Source organism: Nonomuraea sp. NPDC059007, from assembly GCF_042740555.1.
Classification (GTDB): domain Bacteria; phylum Actinomycetota; class Actinomycetes; order Streptosporangiales; family Streptosporangiaceae; genus Nonomuraea.
Genome location: NZ_JBHYJD010000005.1, coordinates 24,427 through 41,795, shown reverse-complemented (window position 1 = coordinate 41,795; position 17,369 = coordinate 24,427). Strand labels below are relative to the sequence as shown.

Below are 17,369 nucleotides of genomic sequence, written 5' to 3'. Positions count from 1 at the left end.
GCACCCCCCATGTCAGCGGGACAGACTCCACAACCGCACCCAGCGGCAGCGCAGCCGCAGGTCGACCACGCCCGAGGAGGGCCCCGACCATGACCCAACTCCAGACAAAACCCCCAACCGGAGCGCTGGACCGGTTCTTCGACCTGTCGGGCCGGGGGAGCACCGTGGGCAGGGAGGTGCGCGGCGGCATCACCACGTTCGTGGCCGTCGCCTACATCATCCTGCTCATCCCGATCATCCTCAGCGGCGCCAAGGACGTCACCGGAGCCCAGCTCACCATCCCGCAGCTGACCACCGCGGTCGCGCTGTCGGCCGCGCTCACCACCATCCTGATGGGCCTGGTGGGCAACGCCCCGTTCGCGCTGGCCTCCGGGCTCGGCGTGGCACCGGTGGTGGCCTTCCAGGCGGCGCCGTTCATGACCTGGGACCAGGCCATGGGCCTGGTCGTGCTCGAAGGCGTCGTGATCGTCGTCTTCGCCCTCACCGGCATCAGGCAGCTCATCATGGACGCCATCCCCACCGGCCTGAAACACGCCATCGGGGTCGGCATCGGCATGTTCATCGCGCTCATCGGCCTCGTGGACGCCGGATTCGTCGGCAGGGGCGAGGGCACGCCCATCACCCTCGGCACCGGCGGCCACCTCCAGGGCTGGCCCGTGGTCGTCTTCTGCGCCGGGTTGCTGCTCATGCTCGGCCTGTACGTGCGCCGCGTGCCCGGAGCCATCCTCATCAGCATCGTCGCCGCGACCGCGCTGGCCATCGTCATCAACGCCGCCGTCGACGGGCTGAAGTGGGGCGTCGTCACCCCGGCCATGCCCAAGGACATCGTCGCCACCCCCGACTTCGGGCTGCTCGGCTCCGTCGACCTGTTCGGCGGCTTCGGCCAGGCCGGGATCCTGACCGCCACCGTGGTGCTGTTCACGCTGGTGCTGTCGGGCTTCTTCGACGCGATGGGCACCATCATCGGCGTCGGCGAGGAAGCCGGGCTGTCCGATGACAAGGGGCAGATCAAGGGCATCGGCAAGATCCTCACCATCGACGGCTTCGGCGCCATCATCGGCGGCGGCACCGGAGCCTCGGCCAACACGGTCGTCGTGGAGTCGGCGGCGGGAGTCGGGGAGGGCGCTCGCACCGGCCTCGCCAGCCTCGTCACCGGCGGGTTGTTCGCGGGGGCCATGTTCCTCACCCCGCTGGCCGCGGTCGTGCCCGCCCAGGCGGCGGCGCCCGCGCTGGTGCTGGTGGGGGCGCTCATGATGACGGCCGCCCGCAAGATCTCCTGGGACGACCTGGAGCTGGCCGTTCCGGCCTTCCTCACGATCTCCCTGATGCCGTTCACCTACTCGATCACCAACGGGGTCGGGGCGGGGATCGTCGCCTACACCGTGATCAAGGCGGCGCGCGGCAGGTTCTCCGAGATCCACTGGCTGCTGTGGCTGATCACGGCCATTTTCGTGGCCTATTTCGGGATCTCGTTCATCGAGGGGCTGTTCGGCTAGGCCCCTTCTGCCCGGGGGAACGCCCGGTGGCGTTCCCCCGCCTACAGCTCAAGGAGACACCATGCGTGATCTCGTCGACGACCTCCTGGCCTGGACCGGGGAGGGCCGGCGGTTCGCTGTCGCCTCCGTCGTCGGGGTCAGCGGCAGCGCGCCCCGCGAGCCGGGAGCCGCGCTGGCCGTGGCAGAGGACGGCACCGCCGTCGGCAGCGTCTCCGGCGGTTGCGTCGAAGGCGCGGTGTACGAGCTGTGCCTGCGCTCCCTCGAAGAGAACCGGCCCGTGCTGCAGACGTTCGGCTACAGCGACGACGAGGCGTTCGCGGTCGGGCTGACCTGCGGCGGCATCATCGAGATCCTCGTCTGGCCGAACACCACGGAGCCCGCCTTCCGCGCCTACCTGCGGGCGCTGGCCGCCGGTGAGCCGGCCGCCCTGGCCCGGATCCTGCCTCCGGCCAGCGGCGGCCCCTCCACCCCGACCCTTGAGGCCTCCCCGGCCCTTGCGGCTTTCCCGACTCTTGGGGCTTTCCCGGCTCTTGGGGCATCCCCGGCCCTTGAGGCCTCCCTGGCCTCTGAGCCATCCCTGACGCTTGGGGCTTCTCTGACGCTTGAGGCCGATGGGGGAACCACCGGCACGGCCGGCGACCCGGTCGTCGACCGCCTGGTGGCGGCGGAGGCGGCGGCCATGCTGGACACCGGCCTGACCGGCGTCAGGGAGGTGGGATGCGACGGCCTGCGGATGTTCGTGGAGACCTACGCGCCCCCGCCCCGGCTGCTGGTGTTCGGCGCCGTCGACTTCGCCGCCGCCCTCACCCGGGCCGGCCGCTTCCTCGGCTACCACGTCACCGTCTGCGACGCCCGCCCGGTCTTCGCCACCCGCAAGCGTTTCCCCGACGCCCACGAGGTGGTCGTCGACTGGCCGCACCGCTACCTGGAGCACACCCCCGTGGACGCCCGCACCGCCATCGCCGTGCTGACCCACGACCCGAAGTTCGACATCCCCCTGCTGGAACGGGCCCTGCGCACCGATGCCGGTTACGTGGGCGCGATGGGCTCGCGCCGTACCCACGACGAGAGGTCGCGCCGTCTGCGCGAGGCGGGCCTGTCCGAGGCGGAACTGTCGCGCCTGCGCTCCCCGATCGGCCTCGACCTCGGCGCCCGCACCCCGGAGGAGGTCGCAGTCTCCATCGCCGCCGAACTCGTGGCCACCCGCCGCGGCGGCACCTGCCGGCCGCTGACCACCACCTCCGGCCCCGTCCACGCCCTCACCCGCTAGGCGCGCCTGCGCTCCCGGTAGGCGCGGACCTTCGCGATGCTCCCGCACCCCCGTGAATCCGAACCACCCGGGCTCATCACGCACCACCGGCGGCTGCCGTTGCGGCTGTGGTCGTAGAAGACCCACGAGCAGTCGGGACAGGCCTTGAGCCGCGCCCACTGGCCGGCCCGCACCGCCTCAGCCACCACCGCCAGAACCCGGCCCGCCGCCGTGCCGTCCTCGGGGGTCAGCACGAGCGGCGGGCTCCCGGGGTCGGACGAGAGCTCGGCCCGCAGCGGGTGCCGCTCCAGCCATGACGCCAGTACGGCCGGCCGCTCGACCCCCAGCGCCGCCCGCAACGCCGTCCTGAGCTCCGACATCTCACCGAGGTCGGCCGGATCGGCCAGCGTCTCTGGCAGCCTGTCCTCGGCCACCCGCGTGTCGTTGGGCACCCACCACGTGTTGAGGAACGTCCGCACCTGCTCAAGCGCGCCCGGCGCCACACTCTCCGTCATGTAACCAGTTTACACGATAGCCGGTAACTGTTACCGTCTATAAGTATGACCGGTAAACAGTATGTGACAGTACTGCGTTCGCCGGGGGTCGGGGTCTGGTTCGCCGTCCTGGTCTGCCAGCGGTTCCCGGTGGCCGCCGCGCCACTCGCGCTGGTCTTCCTCGGGCACGCCGTCACCGGCTCCTACGCCGTCGGCGCCCTCCTGGGCGGTGGCCACGCGCTCGCCGAGGCGGTCGCGGCGGGCCCCCTGGGCCGGCGCTTCGACCGCCGCCCCGCCCGCTCCGAGACCGCCCTGGTCCTGGGCGTGGAGGCCGCGGCCTTCGCCCTGCTGGCCCTGCTCGCCACCGCTTCGCCCCGCGCCGAGTGGTGGACGCCCGCGGGAATGCTCGCCCTGGCCGGGCTCGGCGGCGCGATCTCCGCGGGCGCCCACGGCGGCCTGCGCGCCCTCCTGGTACGGCTGGCGCCACCCGAGCGACGCGTGCCCGCGCTCAGCCTCGAATCCGCGGCAAGCACGACCGTCTGGACCGTCGCCCCCGCGGTGGTGGCGCTCCTGGCCGTCGTGGACGCCCGCCTCCCGATCCTCCTCATGGCCGCAGTGGCGGCGGCCGGAGCGCTGGCCGGACGCCGCCTCCTCGACCCGCCCAGGACCACCACCGCCCACCGCGCCCGCCTGTGGCGGATCAGCTGGCCCGCGATGGCGTACGACGGGGCGATGATGTTCGCCTTCGGCGCCGTCAGCCTGGCCCTGCCGGTCCTCCTGGCCACGCACGACGCCGGCGCCGCCCTGGCCGGCCCGGTCCTGACCGCGTACACGCTGGCCGGCATCGGCGGCGGCCTCCTGTACGGCGCCCGCGCCTGGCCGGGCACCCCGCTGGCCCAGGCGGCACTGCTGTCGGCCGGCATCGGTCTCGCGCTGGGCGCGGCCGCGCTGGTCCCGGTGCTCGGCCTGGTCGTGGCCCTGTTCGCGGTCGCCGGCCTTCTGCAGACGCCCGCCCTGACCGCCCGCGCGGTGTCCCTGCAGGACCGGCTGCCGGAGTCGCAGTGGGCCGTGGGCTTCTCCGGCATGTACGCCGCCGGCGGACTCGGCTACGGCGCCGCCGGCATGACCGTGGCCTGGCTCGTGGAGCGCGTCGGCGCCCAGCCCGCCATCGGCCTGTGCGTGGCCCTGAGCACGCTGGTCGCCCTGGGCTCCTCCGTCGCCGAACGCCGCCAGCTCGTCACGGACGCGGCGATGGCCTGAGGCCGCTCACGCCGGGTTGCCGTGCAGGCGCCTCACGCCAGGTTGCCGTGCGGGTGGCTCACGCCAGGTTGCCGTGCAGGCGGATCCTGGCCAGGCCGCCGTCCGGGTAGATGTCGGCCCGCACGTGGGTGACGGGCCGGGCCTCCTCGACCCGGAAGCGGTGCGGGGTGTCGGGCTGCAGGCCGGTCCGGGGGAGCAGGTCGAACCAGTCGCCCTCGCCGTCCCTGCCCCGCAGCCGGATCGCGCCCGGCGCGTTGAACAGCAGGTTCGTCGTGTCGATCTCGGCCAGCCTGACGACGCCCCGTCCGGCCAGGCGCACCACGATCCAGTCGTTGCCGTCGTCGCGCCGCCGCGCCGTCTCCCAGCCCTCCGCCTGGTGCCTGCCCAGGCCGGGGGCGATGGCGTTGTGGGGCGCGGAGTAGAACTCGTCCGAGCACCCGGTCACCACCGCGCCGTTGGCCAGCGCGGCCAGGTCGAGGCTCAGCCCGTCATACAGCGACAGGTCCGGGCGTACCTCGCCGTGCACGCGCAGCCGGGCGATCCCCCCGTCGGGGTACATGTTCAGCCGCACATGGGTGTAGCGCCGCTCGTCGCGCACCTCGAAGTGATGCTCGGCATCGCCCTTGAGGTCGGCGCGCGGCACGATCTCCACCCACGCGGCCGTCGCCAGCTCCTCCGGCGACGGGGTCCCGGCCACCTCGCACGCCTCCACCGAGGCGTGCGGCGGGAAGTTCCCCTTGAACCACGCCGTGTCGATCACCACGCCGCGCACCGTGCCGGGCAGCCCCAGCCGGATGATCGCCCAGTCGTGGCCGGGCGTGCGGCGACGGCGGGTCTCCCAGCCGTCGTACACCTGTCCCTTGTTGCCGAACGTCTCCGCCTGGAAGGCCGGCCTGCCCGGCCGGACGAGCGCCTCCTTCTCGGCGAACGACTCATCGCTCGCGGCGATGACGGCGCCGCCGTACCCGCGCAGGGCGAGGTCGGGAAGTCTGGTGAAGGCGGGCATTCAGTGTGCTCCCAACTGCAGAAAGGTTCCGTACGGCGCCGCCGCGACGTCGACGCGCCGGCCGCGGAGCCAGGTGGTGCGGACGACGCCCCGCAGGGCGCGCCCGTGGTAAGGGGTGACGGGGTTCTTGTGGTGGAGTGCCTGGGCGTCGACCCGGTGACCGGCCTCGGGGTCGAAGGCGACCAGGTCGGCGTCGTACCCGGGGCGGATGGCGCCCTTGCCGGCCACGCGGGCCAGGCGGGCCGGGTTCTCCGACATCCAGCGGGTGACGTCGGCCAGGCCGTACCCGCGTCGCGATCCTTCGGTCCAGACGGCGCTCAGCCCGAGCTGCAGCGAGGCGATGCCGCCCCAGGCGGCGGCGAAGTCGGGCACCTTCAGGTCCGCGGGTGACGGCGAGTGGTCGGAGACGACGCAGGTCAGCACGCCGTCGGCGAGTCCCTGCCAGAGCAGGTCGCGGTTGGCGGCCGAGCGGATGGGCGGGCAGCACTTGAACGCGGTCGCGCCCTCGGGCACCTGCTCTGCGGCGATGGTCAGGTAGTGCGGGCAGGTCTCGGCGCTGATCGGCAGGCCCTCGGCCCGCGCGGCGCGCAGCGGCTCCAGACAGTCGGCGCTGGAGACGTGCAGGACGTGCGTGCGGGCGCCGGTCTCCCGGGTCAGCCTGATCACCTGCTCGACGGCGCTGCGCTCGGCCGAGCCGGGGCGCGAGCCGAGGAACTCGGGGTAGCCCGGGCCGGCCGGGTCGGTCAGCAGCGCGGGATCCTCGGCGTGCACGATCATCAGGCCGTCGAAGGCGGCGATCTCGGCCAGCGCGCGGCGTACCTCGTCGAGTGACAGCGGCGGGAACTCCTCCACGCCCGACGGCGACAGGAAGCACTTGAAGCCGAACACGCCCCGTTCGTGCAGCGGCCGCAACTCCTTGACGTTGCCGGGCACCGCCCCGCCCCAGAACCCGACGTCCACGAAGCACTGCCCGGTGGCGGCGGCCCGCTTGGCCGCGAGCGCGGCGGGCGTCACGGTCGGCGGCAGCGAATTGAGCGGCATGTCCACGATCGTGGTGACGCCGCCCGCCGCCGCCGCGCGCGTCGCCGAGGCGAACCCCTCCCAGTGCGTGCGGCCCGGCTCGTTGACGTGCACGTGGGTGTCGACCAGGCCGGGCAGCAGCGCCACCTCGCCGAGGTCGAGCTCGGCGGCCGCGGGCGTGCGCGCCTCGTGCGGGCGCACCGCCGCGATCTTCCCCTCCCGTACGGCCACCGCCGCCGCGCGCACCCCCTCCGGGGTCACCACGCGCCGCGACCGGATCACCAGGTCGTCGTCCATCTCACCTCCATTCGGCGGCGATGCGCGCCGCCAGCCGTTCGAGCAGCGGGCCGGCTTCGGCCATGCAGCGGTCCAGGTCGGGCTCGATGTCGCTGAGCGCGTAGGCGGCGCGGATCCCGGCGGCGTTCAGCTGCTCGTCGGTGAGTGTGCGCCGCCCGCAGACGGCCACGACCGGCACACCCGCCCTGGCCGCGGCCCTGGCGACGCCCACGGGTGCCTTGCCGCGCAGCGACTGCTCGTCGAGCGAGCCCTCGCCGGTGACGACGAGGTGGGCGCCGCGTACCTGCTCGCCGAAGCCGAGCAGGTCGAGCAGGTACTCGATGCCCGGCTGGATCTCGGCCTTCAGGAAGGCGAGGGCGGCGAACCCGACCCCGCCAGCGGCTCCGGCCCCCGGCGCGCCCGCGACGCCCATGGGCCGGGGCGTGCCGTCGTGTTCCACCGCCCCGACCAGGCCGTGAGTGGCCGCCGCACGGGCCGCCAGCCGGGCCAGCCCGGCCTCAAGCACTTGGACGTCCGCGGGCGAGGCGCCCTTCTGCGGCCCGTAGACGGCCGCGGCGCCGTGCGGGCCGAGCAGCGGGTTGTCGACATCGCTGGCGACCACCACCTCGACCCCGGAAAGGTCGATAAAGGCGGACATGTCGATCTTCGCCAGGTTCCGCAGCGTCGCCCCGCCCTCGGGCAGCTCCGCACCCGCCTCGTCCAGGAACCGGGCGCCCAGCGCCCGCGCCATCCCGGCGCCTCCGTCGGTGGAGGCACTGCCGCCGATGCCCAGCACGATGCGCGTGGCGCCCCGCTTGACCGCGTCCGCGATCAGCTCGCCGGTGCCGTAGCTGGTGGCGCCGAGCGCGTCCGGCGCGCCGGGCAGCCTGCGCAGCCCGGACGCCTCGGCCATCTCGACGACGGCGACCGGCGCCCGCCAGGCGTACGCGGCCTCGACGGGCTCGCCGGTGGGACCGGTGACGGTCAGGGGCACGCGCTCGAAACCGCAGGCCACGGCGGCATCGACGGTTCCGTCGCCACCGTCGGCCACGGGCAGCTCGACCGTCGCGACACCCAGGCCGGCGCTGACCCGGGAGGCCACTTCGGCCGCCGTGAGCGACCCCTTGAACTTGTCGGGGGCAACAAGCACGTGCTCCACCACTACGAACTCCTCGCGAGCTGTTACAGAATGGCCGGACGCGCCTTCCTGCCCGGTGCGAGCGGGCAGGAAGGCGTGCCTATCATCACACCTGCTCCGGAAGGGGTTCGAACTCCCGCACCGCGTCGATGGACGACAGGCTGTGCGGGGTGTTGGCCTCACGCTCGATCATGATCTCGACCAGCACGGGCCGCGAGGTCCGCCCGGCCTCCTTCGTGGCCCATTCCAGCGAGGAACGGATCTGGGCCGGGTCGAAGACGCGCGTGCCGGCGCAGCCGTACGCCTCCATGATCTTGACGTTGTCCGAGCCGAACTCGTCGTAGTGGATGTTCACCTCGTAGTTCATGTCGTAGCCGATCGAGGCCTGCCGGATCAGCCCCAGGTACTCGTTGTTGAGCATCACCAGCACGAACGGCACGTTGTACTGCGCCGCCACCGCCAGTTCCTCGACCAGGAACTGGAAACCGTAGTCGCCCACGACTCCCACGACGGTGGCCTCCGGCCTGGCCTTCTTCACGCCGATGGCCGCCGGGATCTCCCAGCCGAGCGGCCCGGCCTGCCCGCACACCTGGTAGCGGCGCGGCTTGCCGGCCTTCTGGTGCTGGCCGCCCCAGATCTGGTAGAGGCCGATCGCGGTGACGAAGTACGTCTCGTCGTCGAAGTACTCGTTGATCTCCTTGTAGACCCGCGGCGCCTTGATCGGCACGTCGTCGAAGTCCTCGCGGCGGGTGAGCGTGCGCTTGAGCTCCCGCACGCGCGCCACCCACGCCCCCGGCGTACGGCTCACGCCGCGCTCGCGCGCCAGCGCGATGACCGCCCGCAGGAACAGCCGGGTGTCGGAGACGACGCCCAGGTCGGGACCGAAGACCCGGCCGAGCTGCGTCGGCTCGATGTCCACGTGGATGAACTTGCGCGAGCCCCGGTAGACGTCGAGCGTGCCGGTGTGCCGGTCGCCGAACCGGGCGCCGAGCGCCAGCACCAGGTCCGACTCCAGGAAGGAGGCGTTGCCGTACCGCTGGGAGGTCTGGATGCCGGTCATGCCGCAGTACAGCGGGTGGTCCTCGTCGATGGAGCCCTTGCCCATGAGCGTGGCCTGCACCGGGATCTGCAGCAGCTCGGCCAGCTCGGCCAGTTCCCGCGAGGCGTCGGCGAGGATGACGCCGCCGCCGGACAGGATGATCGGCCGCTCGGCGGCCAGCAGCATGTCCAGGGCGCGCTCGACCCGCGGCGGGTGCGGGTGCGCCTGGGTGACGGGCAGCGGCGCGTCGATGACCGGGTCGTACTCGATCTCCTGCTTGGCGATGTCCACCGGGATGTCGATCAGGACCGGCCCCGGGCGGCCCGATCGCGCGATGCGGAAGGCCTCGCGGAAGATCCAGGGGGCCTGGGCGGCCTCCTTGATCTGCACGGCCCACTTGGTGACGGGCTTGGCGATCTCCACGATGTCGACCGCCTGGAACGCCTCCTGGTGCAGCTTCGTCGAGGCGGCCTGGCCGGTGATGCAGATCATCGGGATCGAGTCGGCGATCGCGGTGTACAGGCCGGTGATCATGTTGGTGCCGGCCGGGCCCGAGGTGCCGATGGCGACGCCGACCCGGCCGTTGGTGCGCGCCCAGCCGTCGGCCATGTGGGTGGCGCCCTCTTCGTGCCTGACGATGAGGTGCTCGATGCCGCCGAGCCGTTCCATGGCCTTGTACAGGGGCAGGATGGCCGCGCCCGGGCAGCCGAAGGCGACGTCGACGCCCTCCGACCGCAGGACGTGGACGACGGCCTCCATCGCTGGCATCTTCATCGGCTGAGCCCTTCGACGACCTTGAGCAGGGCGGAGTGGTCGAGGCCGCCGTGCCCCTGTGCCCGCGCGGCGGCGACGAGCTGCGCGGTCAGCGCGCCCATCGGGATGGCCACCTCGGCGCCGCGGGCGGCGTCGAGGATGATGCCCATGTCCTTGTGGTGCAGGTCGATGCGGAAGCCCGGCCGGAAGTCGCGGGCCAGCATCGAGGCGCGCTTGAGCTCCAGGATGCGGCTGCCGGCCAGGCCGCCGGCGAGCACGTCCAGGCCCGCGGCGGCGTCCACCCCCGCCGCCTCCATCAGCACGATCGCCTCGGCGACGAGCGCGTAGGTGCCGCCGACGACGAGCTGGTTGGCGGCCTTCACGTACTGGCCGGCCCCCGGGCCGCCGACCAGCTTGTACGTCGTGCCGACGGCCTCGAAGACCGGCCTCGCGGCCTCGAAGTCGTCCGCCGAACCGCCCACCATGATCGACAGGACCGCGTCGACCGCGCCCTTCTCCCCGCCGGAGACCGGGGCGTCGAGGCTGCGCTTCCACTGCTGGGCGACCTTCAGCGAGGTCTGCGGGGTGATGGTGGAGAAGTCGATGTACAGGGCGTCCGGCCGGGCGTTCGCCGAGATCTCCGGGAAAACGGCCTCGACCTGCGGGTCGGCGGGCAGCATGGTGATCACCACGTCCGCCCCGCTCACCGCCTCGGCCACGCCGCCCGCGAGGGCGCCCCCGAACTCCACGGGGTTCAGGTCGTAGCCGGTCACCTCGTGTCCCGCCTTGACCAGATGCCCGGCCATGGGCCTGCCCATGATCCCGAGCCCGATGAAACCGATCTTCACTAGCTGAACTCCTTGATCCAGTCGAAGTCGAGGCCGGGGTCCTTGTACTCCAGCCCCACCCAGCCGTCGTAGCCGTCCAGGAGGCGCTTGAGCGGGATCTCCCCGGTCCCCGGACGGCCGCGGCCCGGCGCGTCGGCGATCTGGACGTGGCCGACCAGCGGATGTGCGAGAGCCGCGGTCAGGTCCTCGCCCATGCGGGCCAGGTGGTACAGGTCGCACAGGAAGCGCACGTTCGGCTCCCCGACGTTCTCGATCACGTCGATCGCGCCCTTCACCGACACCAGCGGATAGGACGGCGACTCGTAGCTGTTGAGCGCCTCGACCAGCACCACCGCGCCGATCGCCGCCGCCTTGCGCGCGGCCAGCGCCAGGTTCTCCAGCGCCAGCACGTCCTGCTGCCGCTCCTGGCCGGCGACGCGGTTGCCGTACAGGGCGTTGAGCGCCGTGCATCCCAGCCGCTGCGCGATGCCGACCGCGACGTCGAGGTTGTCGCGCAGCCGCGCCCGGTCGGCGGGCCGCGAGAACAGCCCGCGCCCGCCCTCGGCGATGTCGTCGGCGAAGTTCAGCCCGACCAGCCGCACCCCCGCGTCCTCGACCGCGGCGACGAACGCGTCCACCTCATGGTCATCCGGTACGGCGGCCGCGAACGGCCACCAGAACTCCACCCCCTCGAACCCGGCGGCCTTGGCCGCGGCCGGCCTCTCCAGCAGGGGGAGGCCGGTGAACAGGATGGAGCAGTTGACGTCGAACCTCACGCTCTCTCCTTGTAGGTCGTCCAGGAACCGAAGTCGGTGATGTCGGCCAGCTCGGCGTGCGAGGTGTTCGGCCGGCGCAGCAGCATGGCCAGCGCCGACCTGCCGTCGGCCAGCTCGATCACCCCCAGCTCCAGCTCCGGCGGCTCGGCCGGCAGGACCTGGTCACGCAGCCGGTCCAGGTCCAGGTCGTACAGCTCGCCGTCGATCTCGGCGCCGCCGTGCGAGACCGGGTACAGCGCGGGGCATCGGCCGCCGACGGAGTAGAAGCGGTACTTGGCCGCCGTACGGGTCTCGGCCACGAGTGGCGCGTCGCCGAGCAGGTGGTGCAGCGGTCCGCCCCGCATGGCGCCGCCGTTCAGGAACATCAGGGTCATGCAGGCTCCTTCGCTGTGGACGGGGCCCGTAGGTCTGCCCGGTGGCGGGCAGCGCGGTGCCTGAGTGCCGTTTCAGTACACCCAGCGGCCTCGTGGCCGGTCTAGCCGCCAGACGTCCGAAGCTGGCGGGTGCCGTACGCGATCAGCTTGTGCGTTGTGCCAAGCCGGTGCGGCTGAAGAGCGCGTTGTGTGCGATGGTGGCCTCGGCCAAAAGGATGGAGGCACTCGTGGAGCGGATCACCGCGCGGCAGCGGCGCGCCCGCCTGGGCGTACGGCACGCGCTGGCGCGCAAGGCGGCCGGCGTCGAGCAGGCCGTGGAGTCGGTCGTGGCACTGCACGCGACCGATCCCGCGACGGTGTTCCTGTCGGCGGGCGCCCGCCTCGCCCTGCCCACGGTCTCGGCGGTGGAGAAGGCGCTCTACGCCGACCGGACCCTCGTGCGGATGACCAGCATGCGGCGCACCGTCTTCGTCGTGCCCGAGGCGCTCGTCCCCGTCGTGCACCACTCCTCGACCGTGGCCATCGCCGCCAGGGAACGCCGGGTGCTGGTCAAGCACTTCGCCGAGGGCGGGCCGTACGACGAGGAGTGGATCGCCGCCGCGGAGGCCGCGGTGGTCACGGCGCTGGGCGAGCTCGGCGAGGCCGCCGCCACCGAACTCGGCGCCGTCGTGCCCGAACTGCGCCGGCAGATCGTGTACGCCCCCGGCACCCGCCAGGAGACCCGCCAGGGAGTGGCCACGCGCCTGCTGACGTTGATGGCCATGGACGGCACGGTGGTGCGCCGCGGCCGCCCGGCGGGCTCGTGGATCAGCGGCCAGCACAAATGGGCCCTGGCCGGCCCGATGCCGGGCCTGCCGGTGGAGCAGGCCCAGTCCGCGCTCGTGGAGCGGTGGCTGCGCGCCTTCGGCCCGGGGACCGAGGCCGACATCAAGTGGTGGACCGGCTGGACGCTGGGCGACACCCGCCGCGCGCTGAAGGCGCTGGACGCGACAGAGGTCGAGCTGGACGAGGGCACCGGCTATGTCCTCCCCGGCGACCCCGAACCCCCGGAACCCGAGCCGTGGGCGGCCCTGCTGCCCGCGCTGGACCCGACCCCGATGGGCTGGCAGGGGCGCGACTGGTACCTCCCCCGGGAGTACCGCGCCGACCTGTTCGACCGCAGCGGCAACGTGGGCCCGACCGTCTGGTGGAACGGCCAGGTGGTGGGCGGCTGGGCCACCCGGGCGGACGGCGAGATCGTCTGGCGCCTGCTGTCCGACGTGGGTTCCGAGGCCCGCTCCGCCATCGAGTCGGAGGCGGCCGGCCTGGCCACCTGGCTGGCCGGAGCCAAGGTCACCCCCCGCTTCCGCACCCCTTTGGAACGCGCGCTCACCGCCTGATTTATCGGGACTTAGCACCACTGGCCCTACAAAGATCCTCGGCGTGAGGGACACCTCCTCGTGCCGCCGGACGTTGAAGGGACCATTGTGGGGAAACGTATGACCGCGGGACTGGCCGGTGCCGTACTCGCGCTGGGCCTGGCCCAGCCCGCCACCGCCCGGGTGGACCCCGGCACGGACGACGTACGGCGGGCCATCGCCGGACTGGCCGACGCGAACGGCGTGCTGGGGGCGATCGGCGAGCTGTACGTGGACGGCAGGCGCGTGGGCCGCAGCAGCGCCGGGTCGCGGCTGCTCGGCGGGAAGGGCGGGAAGATCCCGACGGACGCGCGCTACCGGATCGGCTCCCAGACCAAGGGGATGACCGCCACCGTGATCCTCCAGCTCGTCAAGGAGGGCAGGCTCGGCCTCGACGACAAGCTCGCCGACGTGCTGCCGGTCGTGGCCGAGAAGGACCTGGTCGAACGGGCCGCCGAGATCACCGTGCGGCAGCTGATCAGGCACACCTCCGGCGTACCGGAGTGGTTCAGGCCGGACCTCGTCGACGTCTTCGACTTCACCACCTACTACCGCCCGGCCGACCTGCTCAAGGTTTCGCGGGCGCAGGCGCGTACCGGCGAGCCGGGGGAGAAGTACTCCTACTCCAGCGCCAACTACACGCTGCTCACCATGATCATCGAGCGGATCACGGGCAGGAGCCTGGCGACCGAGTTCGAGCGGCGGTTCTTCCGGCCGCTGGGGATGAGCGGGACCTACCTGCCGATCCGGCCCCCGCAGGCCATCAAGGGCCCGCACGGCCACGGCTACGCGCCCGGCCCCGACGGCAGGCTCCACGACATGGACCGCCTGAACGCCAGCTGGGGACACGGCGCCGGCGGCGTCATCTCCACCGCCCGCGACATGAGCACCTACCGGCGGGCCTTCCTCCAGGGCAGGCTCCTGCCGGCCGACCTCCAGCGAGTGATCACCGACCCGCCGGAGGGCGGGCCTCCGCTGCCGCCACCGCCGTGCGGCGGGAAGATCGTGCAGACCAACGGCGGCGCCCCCGGCTTCACCTCGGCGACCGTCAGCACCCGCGACGGACGCAAGCACTTCGCGATCTCCACCACGCTGGACGCCGAGCCAAGCCTGAACGTGGTCAGGGCCATCTCCAAGGCGGCGGAGTCGGTCCTCTGCCCGAACACCCCGGGCAGCCCGCAGAGCGGGGGGAGCCAGGGATAGCGGGGAAGCGGTCAGCGCGGGGCGAGGACGGCGACTTCGCCCCGCGCGACCGGCAGCCGCTTCACCCGCACCGCACCCTCGCCCGGCCGCCAGTCCACCACCATCGACGCGTAGTCCGGCTCGGCCGGATACACCTTGTCCGTCATCACGTAGTCCCCCGTCAGCACCAGCCGCCCGTCCGGGGTCCACGCCATGGACGTGGTCTTGATCGAGGCGGGCACCGGCATCGACGGCAGCCGGGTCCACCGGAGCGTCCCGATGTCCAGCACCCACACGTCCAGGTACTGCCGGGGCCCGGGAAACGCCGGATCCACGAAACGGACGGCCAGCAGCCGCCCGTCCGGGCCGGGCACCGCCTCCGCGGCACGCCCTTCCGTGGCCGGAAACGGCACCGGGGTGACCCGGCGGGTGGCGGGATCCAGCAGCCCGAGCGACTCACTCCCGGAAGCCCCGAGCGAGCGCACCAGCGCCCGCGCCTGCCGCCGCGTGGTCCCCAGCACCTGCCACCCGGGCTCACCCCTGGACACGCTCAACGGCCGCCCGCTGTCGCGAGAGAGCACGGCCATGGTCCCGTCGTTCCGGTTGGCCAGCAGGCCGAGCACGGAGTCGGCGAAGGGCGCCTCGTCACAATCGACCGGGAACCCGGGCCGCGAAGCCGTACCGGTGAAGGAGAACTCGCGCAGCTCGCACCGGGACCCGGCGGGCCGCGTCACCCACACCCCGCGCCCGTCGCGCGAGGCGAACGCCCACACCCCATCCGCCAGCGCCCGTGCCCGCACACCGTCGAGCACGTAGACCCGCCCGGGATCGCGCCGGCCTGGCCTGACCGCGGCCACCACCACGGTCCGCCCCGCCGCGAACCCCCAGTACTCCCGGCCGGGCGGCAGCCCCTTGACGGCCGTCCGCCGCCCGGAGTCCACCTCCAGCAGGTACACATGAACACCGGTCACCAGCACCCTCAGCCCGCTGCCGGTCAGCGGCTCGCCTGCCAGCGGCGCCATGGGCCGATCGCCCCGGGCGAAAGCGGTGGGAGGAGGCGCGGCCGTACCCGATGACGTGCACCCCGCCACGACCGCCACAGCGGCCAGTACCACAGCGACTCTCATGAACCTCATACCGCGCGAGACGGCGAAAGGTTCACCGCCAGAGGTACACCAGCGCGCCCGGCGGACGCTCGCTGTTCGGCGTGGGCCGCTGGTAGCGCACCACATCCCCGCCCAACAGGCTGCGCACCCTGACCTTGAACCCCTGCGCCGACAGCTCGCTCCTGGCGTCGTTCACGGTCTTGCCGATCACCTGCGGCACGATCCGGAACTCGGCGTCGTCACGGGCCTCGTCGTCGTCGCCCCGGAACCAGTCGAAGAAGTCGCGGCAGCGCGAGATCGTGAGCTGCGCGGGCGTGCCCTTGTCCACCTCGGACTTGGCCTTGGGGCTCTGCGCGATGACCGTGCACGGCTCGGCGTCGTCGTCGACCTCGTTGACCTGCACCCCGAGCCCGCGCTCGCCCAGGTAGGCGGCGGCCTCGTCCTTGGGCATGCCGCCGACGTCCGGCATGATCAGCCCGGCGCTGACGAACAGCCCGATCTTCGAGCCCTCCTTGACCTGCTCGCCCACGTCGGGCGAGGAGCGGATGACGGTGCTGCGGGGCACCTGGAGGTTCTCGATCCGCCGCACGTTGCCGACCTGCAGCCCCGCCGCGGCGATCGCGGCGCGCGCGTCGGCCTCCGACATGCCCTGGGTCTTGGGTACGGCCACGCGCTTCGGCCCCAGCGACGGCACGATCGTCAGCGTCGAGCCCTCCGCCAGCTCGGACCCGGCGACGGGATCGGTGCTGAGCACGAGCCCCTTGCCGTACTTCTCGTCGTGGCGGCCCTCGGCGGGCTTGACGACGAAGCCCATCCCCTGGGCGTTCTTGATGGCGACGTCGACGTTCTCCCCGATCAGGGTGGGCACCTTGACGTAGCGGGTCTGCGCGAAGTACGCGCCGGTCATCGCGATCGCGGCGACCATCACGGTGGCCAGCCCGATGAGGAACCAGCTGGGCTTGAACCCCTTGCCACTGCCACGCGACCGGCGCGGCGGCGCCGGCGGGGCGGTGTGGAGGTCGGCGCGCGGCTGGATGAGCGTGTGGCTGGGCGGCGGCACGTGCTGCGGGCCCGACATGCGGGCGTGCGCCCCGCTGTGGGGCGAGGTGTGCGGCGGGGTGCTCTGCCTCGGCAGCATCCGGTGGGCGTCGACGGCGGCGACCAGCATCGCGGTGGCGTCGGCCGGCCGGTCCTGCGGGTCGCGGGCGGTGGCGTGGGTGACGAGCGTGTCGATGAGCGGCGGCGTCTCATGCACCAGCGACGACGGCGGCGGCACGCTGTCGTGCACGTGCCGGTAGGCCACCGACATGGGCGTCTCGCCGTCGTAGGGCTGCTGCCCGGTGACCAGCTCGAACAGCATGATCCCCGCGGCGTAGACGTCACTGCGCACGTCGGCGCCGCCGGTCGTCACCTGCTCGGGCGACATGTAGCCGATCGTGCCGATCATCACGCCGGTACGGGTCTGGTTCGTGGCCTCGATGGCGCGGGCCAGGCCGAAGTCCACGACCTTGACCCGGCCGTCGTCGGTCAGCAGGACGTTCTCCGGCTTGACGTCGCGGTGGACCATCCCGCTCTGGTGGGCGGCGCCGAGCGCGGCGAGCACCGGGATCATGATCTCCAGGGCCTCGCGGGCGGGCAGCCTGACCCGCTCGCGCAGGATGTCGCGCAGCGTCTTGCCCGGCACGTACTCCATCGACAGGTAGACGATGTCGCCGTCGGTGCCCTGGTCGAAGACGTGCACGACGTTGGGATGGGAGAGGCTGGCCACGGACTTGGCCTCGCCGATGAACCGGCGCACGAACGCGGGGTCCTCGGCCAGCGAGCGGTGCATGACCTTCAGCGCTACCGTGCGGTCGAGCCTGACGTCGAGCGCGAGGTAGACGGTCGCCATCCCGCCCCGGGCGATCCGGGACTCGATGCGATAGCGCCCGTCGAGCAGTCGCCCGACGAGAGGGTCCGCGGTCGTCGTGTCCACG

Annotated in this window: 15 protein-coding genes; 5 read left to right on the top strand and 10 right to left on the bottom strand. The window is 72.7% G+C overall.

Annotation, left to right across the window (positions count from 1 at the left end; translation table 11 throughout):
* Positions 1 to 89: 89 nt before the first annotated feature.
* Positions 90 to 1,496, top strand: coding sequence for an NCS2 family permease (locus ACFWY5_RS09520; RefSeq protein ID WP_379621508.1), 1,407 nt, complete (start codon positions 90 to 92; stop codon positions 1,494 to 1,496).
* A gap of 61 nt (positions 1,497 to 1,557) precedes the next feature.
* A complete protein-coding gene (locus tag ACFWY5_RS09515; RefSeq protein ID WP_379631041.1) occupies positions 1,558 to 2,766 on the top strand; it encodes an XdhC family protein in 1,209 nt (402 codons plus the stop codon).
* On the opposite strand, the gene ACFWY5_RS09510 is transcribed toward ACFWY5_RS09515, so the two are convergent.
* A complete protein-coding gene (locus tag ACFWY5_RS09510; protein WP_379631039.1) occupies positions 2,763 to 3,260 on the bottom strand; it encodes a CGNR zinc finger domain-containing protein in 498 nt (165 codons plus the stop codon). The genes ACFWY5_RS09515 and ACFWY5_RS09510 overlap by 4 nt on opposite strands.
* A gap of 45 nt (positions 3,261 to 3,305) precedes the next feature.
* Between ACFWY5_RS09510 and ACFWY5_RS09505 the strand changes: the two genes are divergently transcribed.
* Entirely contained in the window at positions 3,306 to 4,499 is a 1,194-nt protein-coding gene (locus ACFWY5_RS09505) for an MFS transporter (protein WP_379631037.1), read from the top strand.
* Positions 4,500 to 4,557: 58 nt separating this feature from the next.
* Here the strand turns inward: ACFWY5_RS09505 and alc are convergent, their stop codons facing one another.
* From alc to ACFWY5_RS09470, 7 genes are all read right to left on the bottom strand, one after another.
* Positions 4,558 to 5,505, bottom strand: coding sequence for an allantoicase (gene alc, locus ACFWY5_RS09500; protein ID WP_379621500.1), 948 nt, complete (start codon positions 5,503 to 5,505; stop codon positions 4,558 to 4,560).
* Positions 5,506 to 6,822: an allantoinase AllB gene (gene allB, locus ACFWY5_RS09495; RefSeq protein ID WP_379631035.1), complete on the bottom strand. Its 1,317-nt coding sequence runs from the start codon at positions 6,820 to 6,822 to the stop codon at positions 5,506 to 5,508.
* 1 nt (position 6,823) lies between these two features.
* A complete protein-coding gene (locus ACFWY5_RS09490; RefSeq protein WP_379631033.1) occupies positions 6,824 to 7,960 on the bottom strand; it encodes a glycerate kinase in 1,137 nt (378 codons plus the stop codon).
* An 85-nt stretch (positions 7,961 to 8,045) separates the two neighbouring features.
* Positions 8,046 to 9,746: a glyoxylate carboligase gene (gene gcl, locus ACFWY5_RS09485; protein WP_379631419.1), complete on the bottom strand. Its 1,701-nt coding sequence runs from the start codon at positions 9,744 to 9,746 to the stop codon at positions 8,046 to 8,048.
* A 2-nt stretch (positions 9,747 to 9,748) separates the two neighbouring features.
* Positions 9,749 to 10,579 (bottom strand): NAD(P)-dependent oxidoreductase, encoded by an 831-nt coding sequence (locus ACFWY5_RS09480; protein ID WP_379631032.1) that lies wholly within the window; start codon positions 10,577 to 10,579, stop codon positions 9,749 to 9,751.
* A complete protein-coding gene (locus ACFWY5_RS09475; protein WP_379621494.1) occupies positions 10,579 to 11,334 on the bottom strand; it encodes a hydroxypyruvate isomerase family protein in 756 nt (251 codons plus the stop codon). Before ACFWY5_RS09475 ends, ACFWY5_RS09480 begins: the two co-directional genes overlap by 1 nt.
* Positions 11,331 to 11,708 (bottom strand): gamma-glutamylcyclotransferase, encoded by a 378-nt coding sequence (locus tag ACFWY5_RS09470; protein WP_184960572.1) that lies wholly within the window; start codon positions 11,706 to 11,708, stop codon positions 11,331 to 11,333. Before ACFWY5_RS09470 ends, ACFWY5_RS09475 begins: the two co-directional genes overlap by 4 nt.
* 227 nt (positions 11,709 to 11,935) lie before the next feature.
* Here ACFWY5_RS09470 and ACFWY5_RS09465 point away from each other — a divergent pair, with 227 nt between their 5' ends.
* Together ACFWY5_RS09465 and ACFWY5_RS09460 are read left to right on the top strand one after the other, a co-directional pair.
* On the top strand, positions 11,936 to 13,087 hold the full coding sequence (locus tag ACFWY5_RS09465; RefSeq protein ID WP_379631031.1) for a winged helix DNA-binding domain-containing protein: 1,152 nt from the start codon (positions 11,936 to 11,938) through the stop codon (positions 13,085 to 13,087).
* A 99-nt stretch (positions 13,088 to 13,186) separates the two neighbouring features.
* On the top strand, positions 13,187 to 14,308 hold the full coding sequence (locus ACFWY5_RS09460; protein ID WP_379631030.1) for a serine hydrolase domain-containing protein: 1,122 nt from the start codon (positions 13,187 to 13,189) through the stop codon (positions 14,306 to 14,308).
* Between the two features lie 11 nt (positions 14,309 to 14,319).
* Here ACFWY5_RS09460 and ACFWY5_RS09455 read toward each other — a convergent pair whose 3' ends face one another.
* Together ACFWY5_RS09455 and pknB are read right to left on the bottom strand one after the other, a co-directional pair.
* On the bottom strand, positions 14,320 to 15,414 hold the full coding sequence (locus ACFWY5_RS09455; RefSeq protein WP_379631029.1) for a hypothetical protein: 1,095 nt from the start codon (positions 15,412 to 15,414) through the stop codon (positions 14,320 to 14,322).
* Between the two features lie 31 nt (positions 15,415 to 15,445).
* A complete protein-coding gene (gene pknB, locus ACFWY5_RS09450) occupies positions 15,446 to 17,368 on the bottom strand; it encodes a Stk1 family PASTA domain-containing Ser/Thr kinase (protein WP_379621486.1) in 1,923 nt (640 codons plus the stop codon).
* Between the last annotated feature and the right edge of the window lies 1 nt (position 17,369).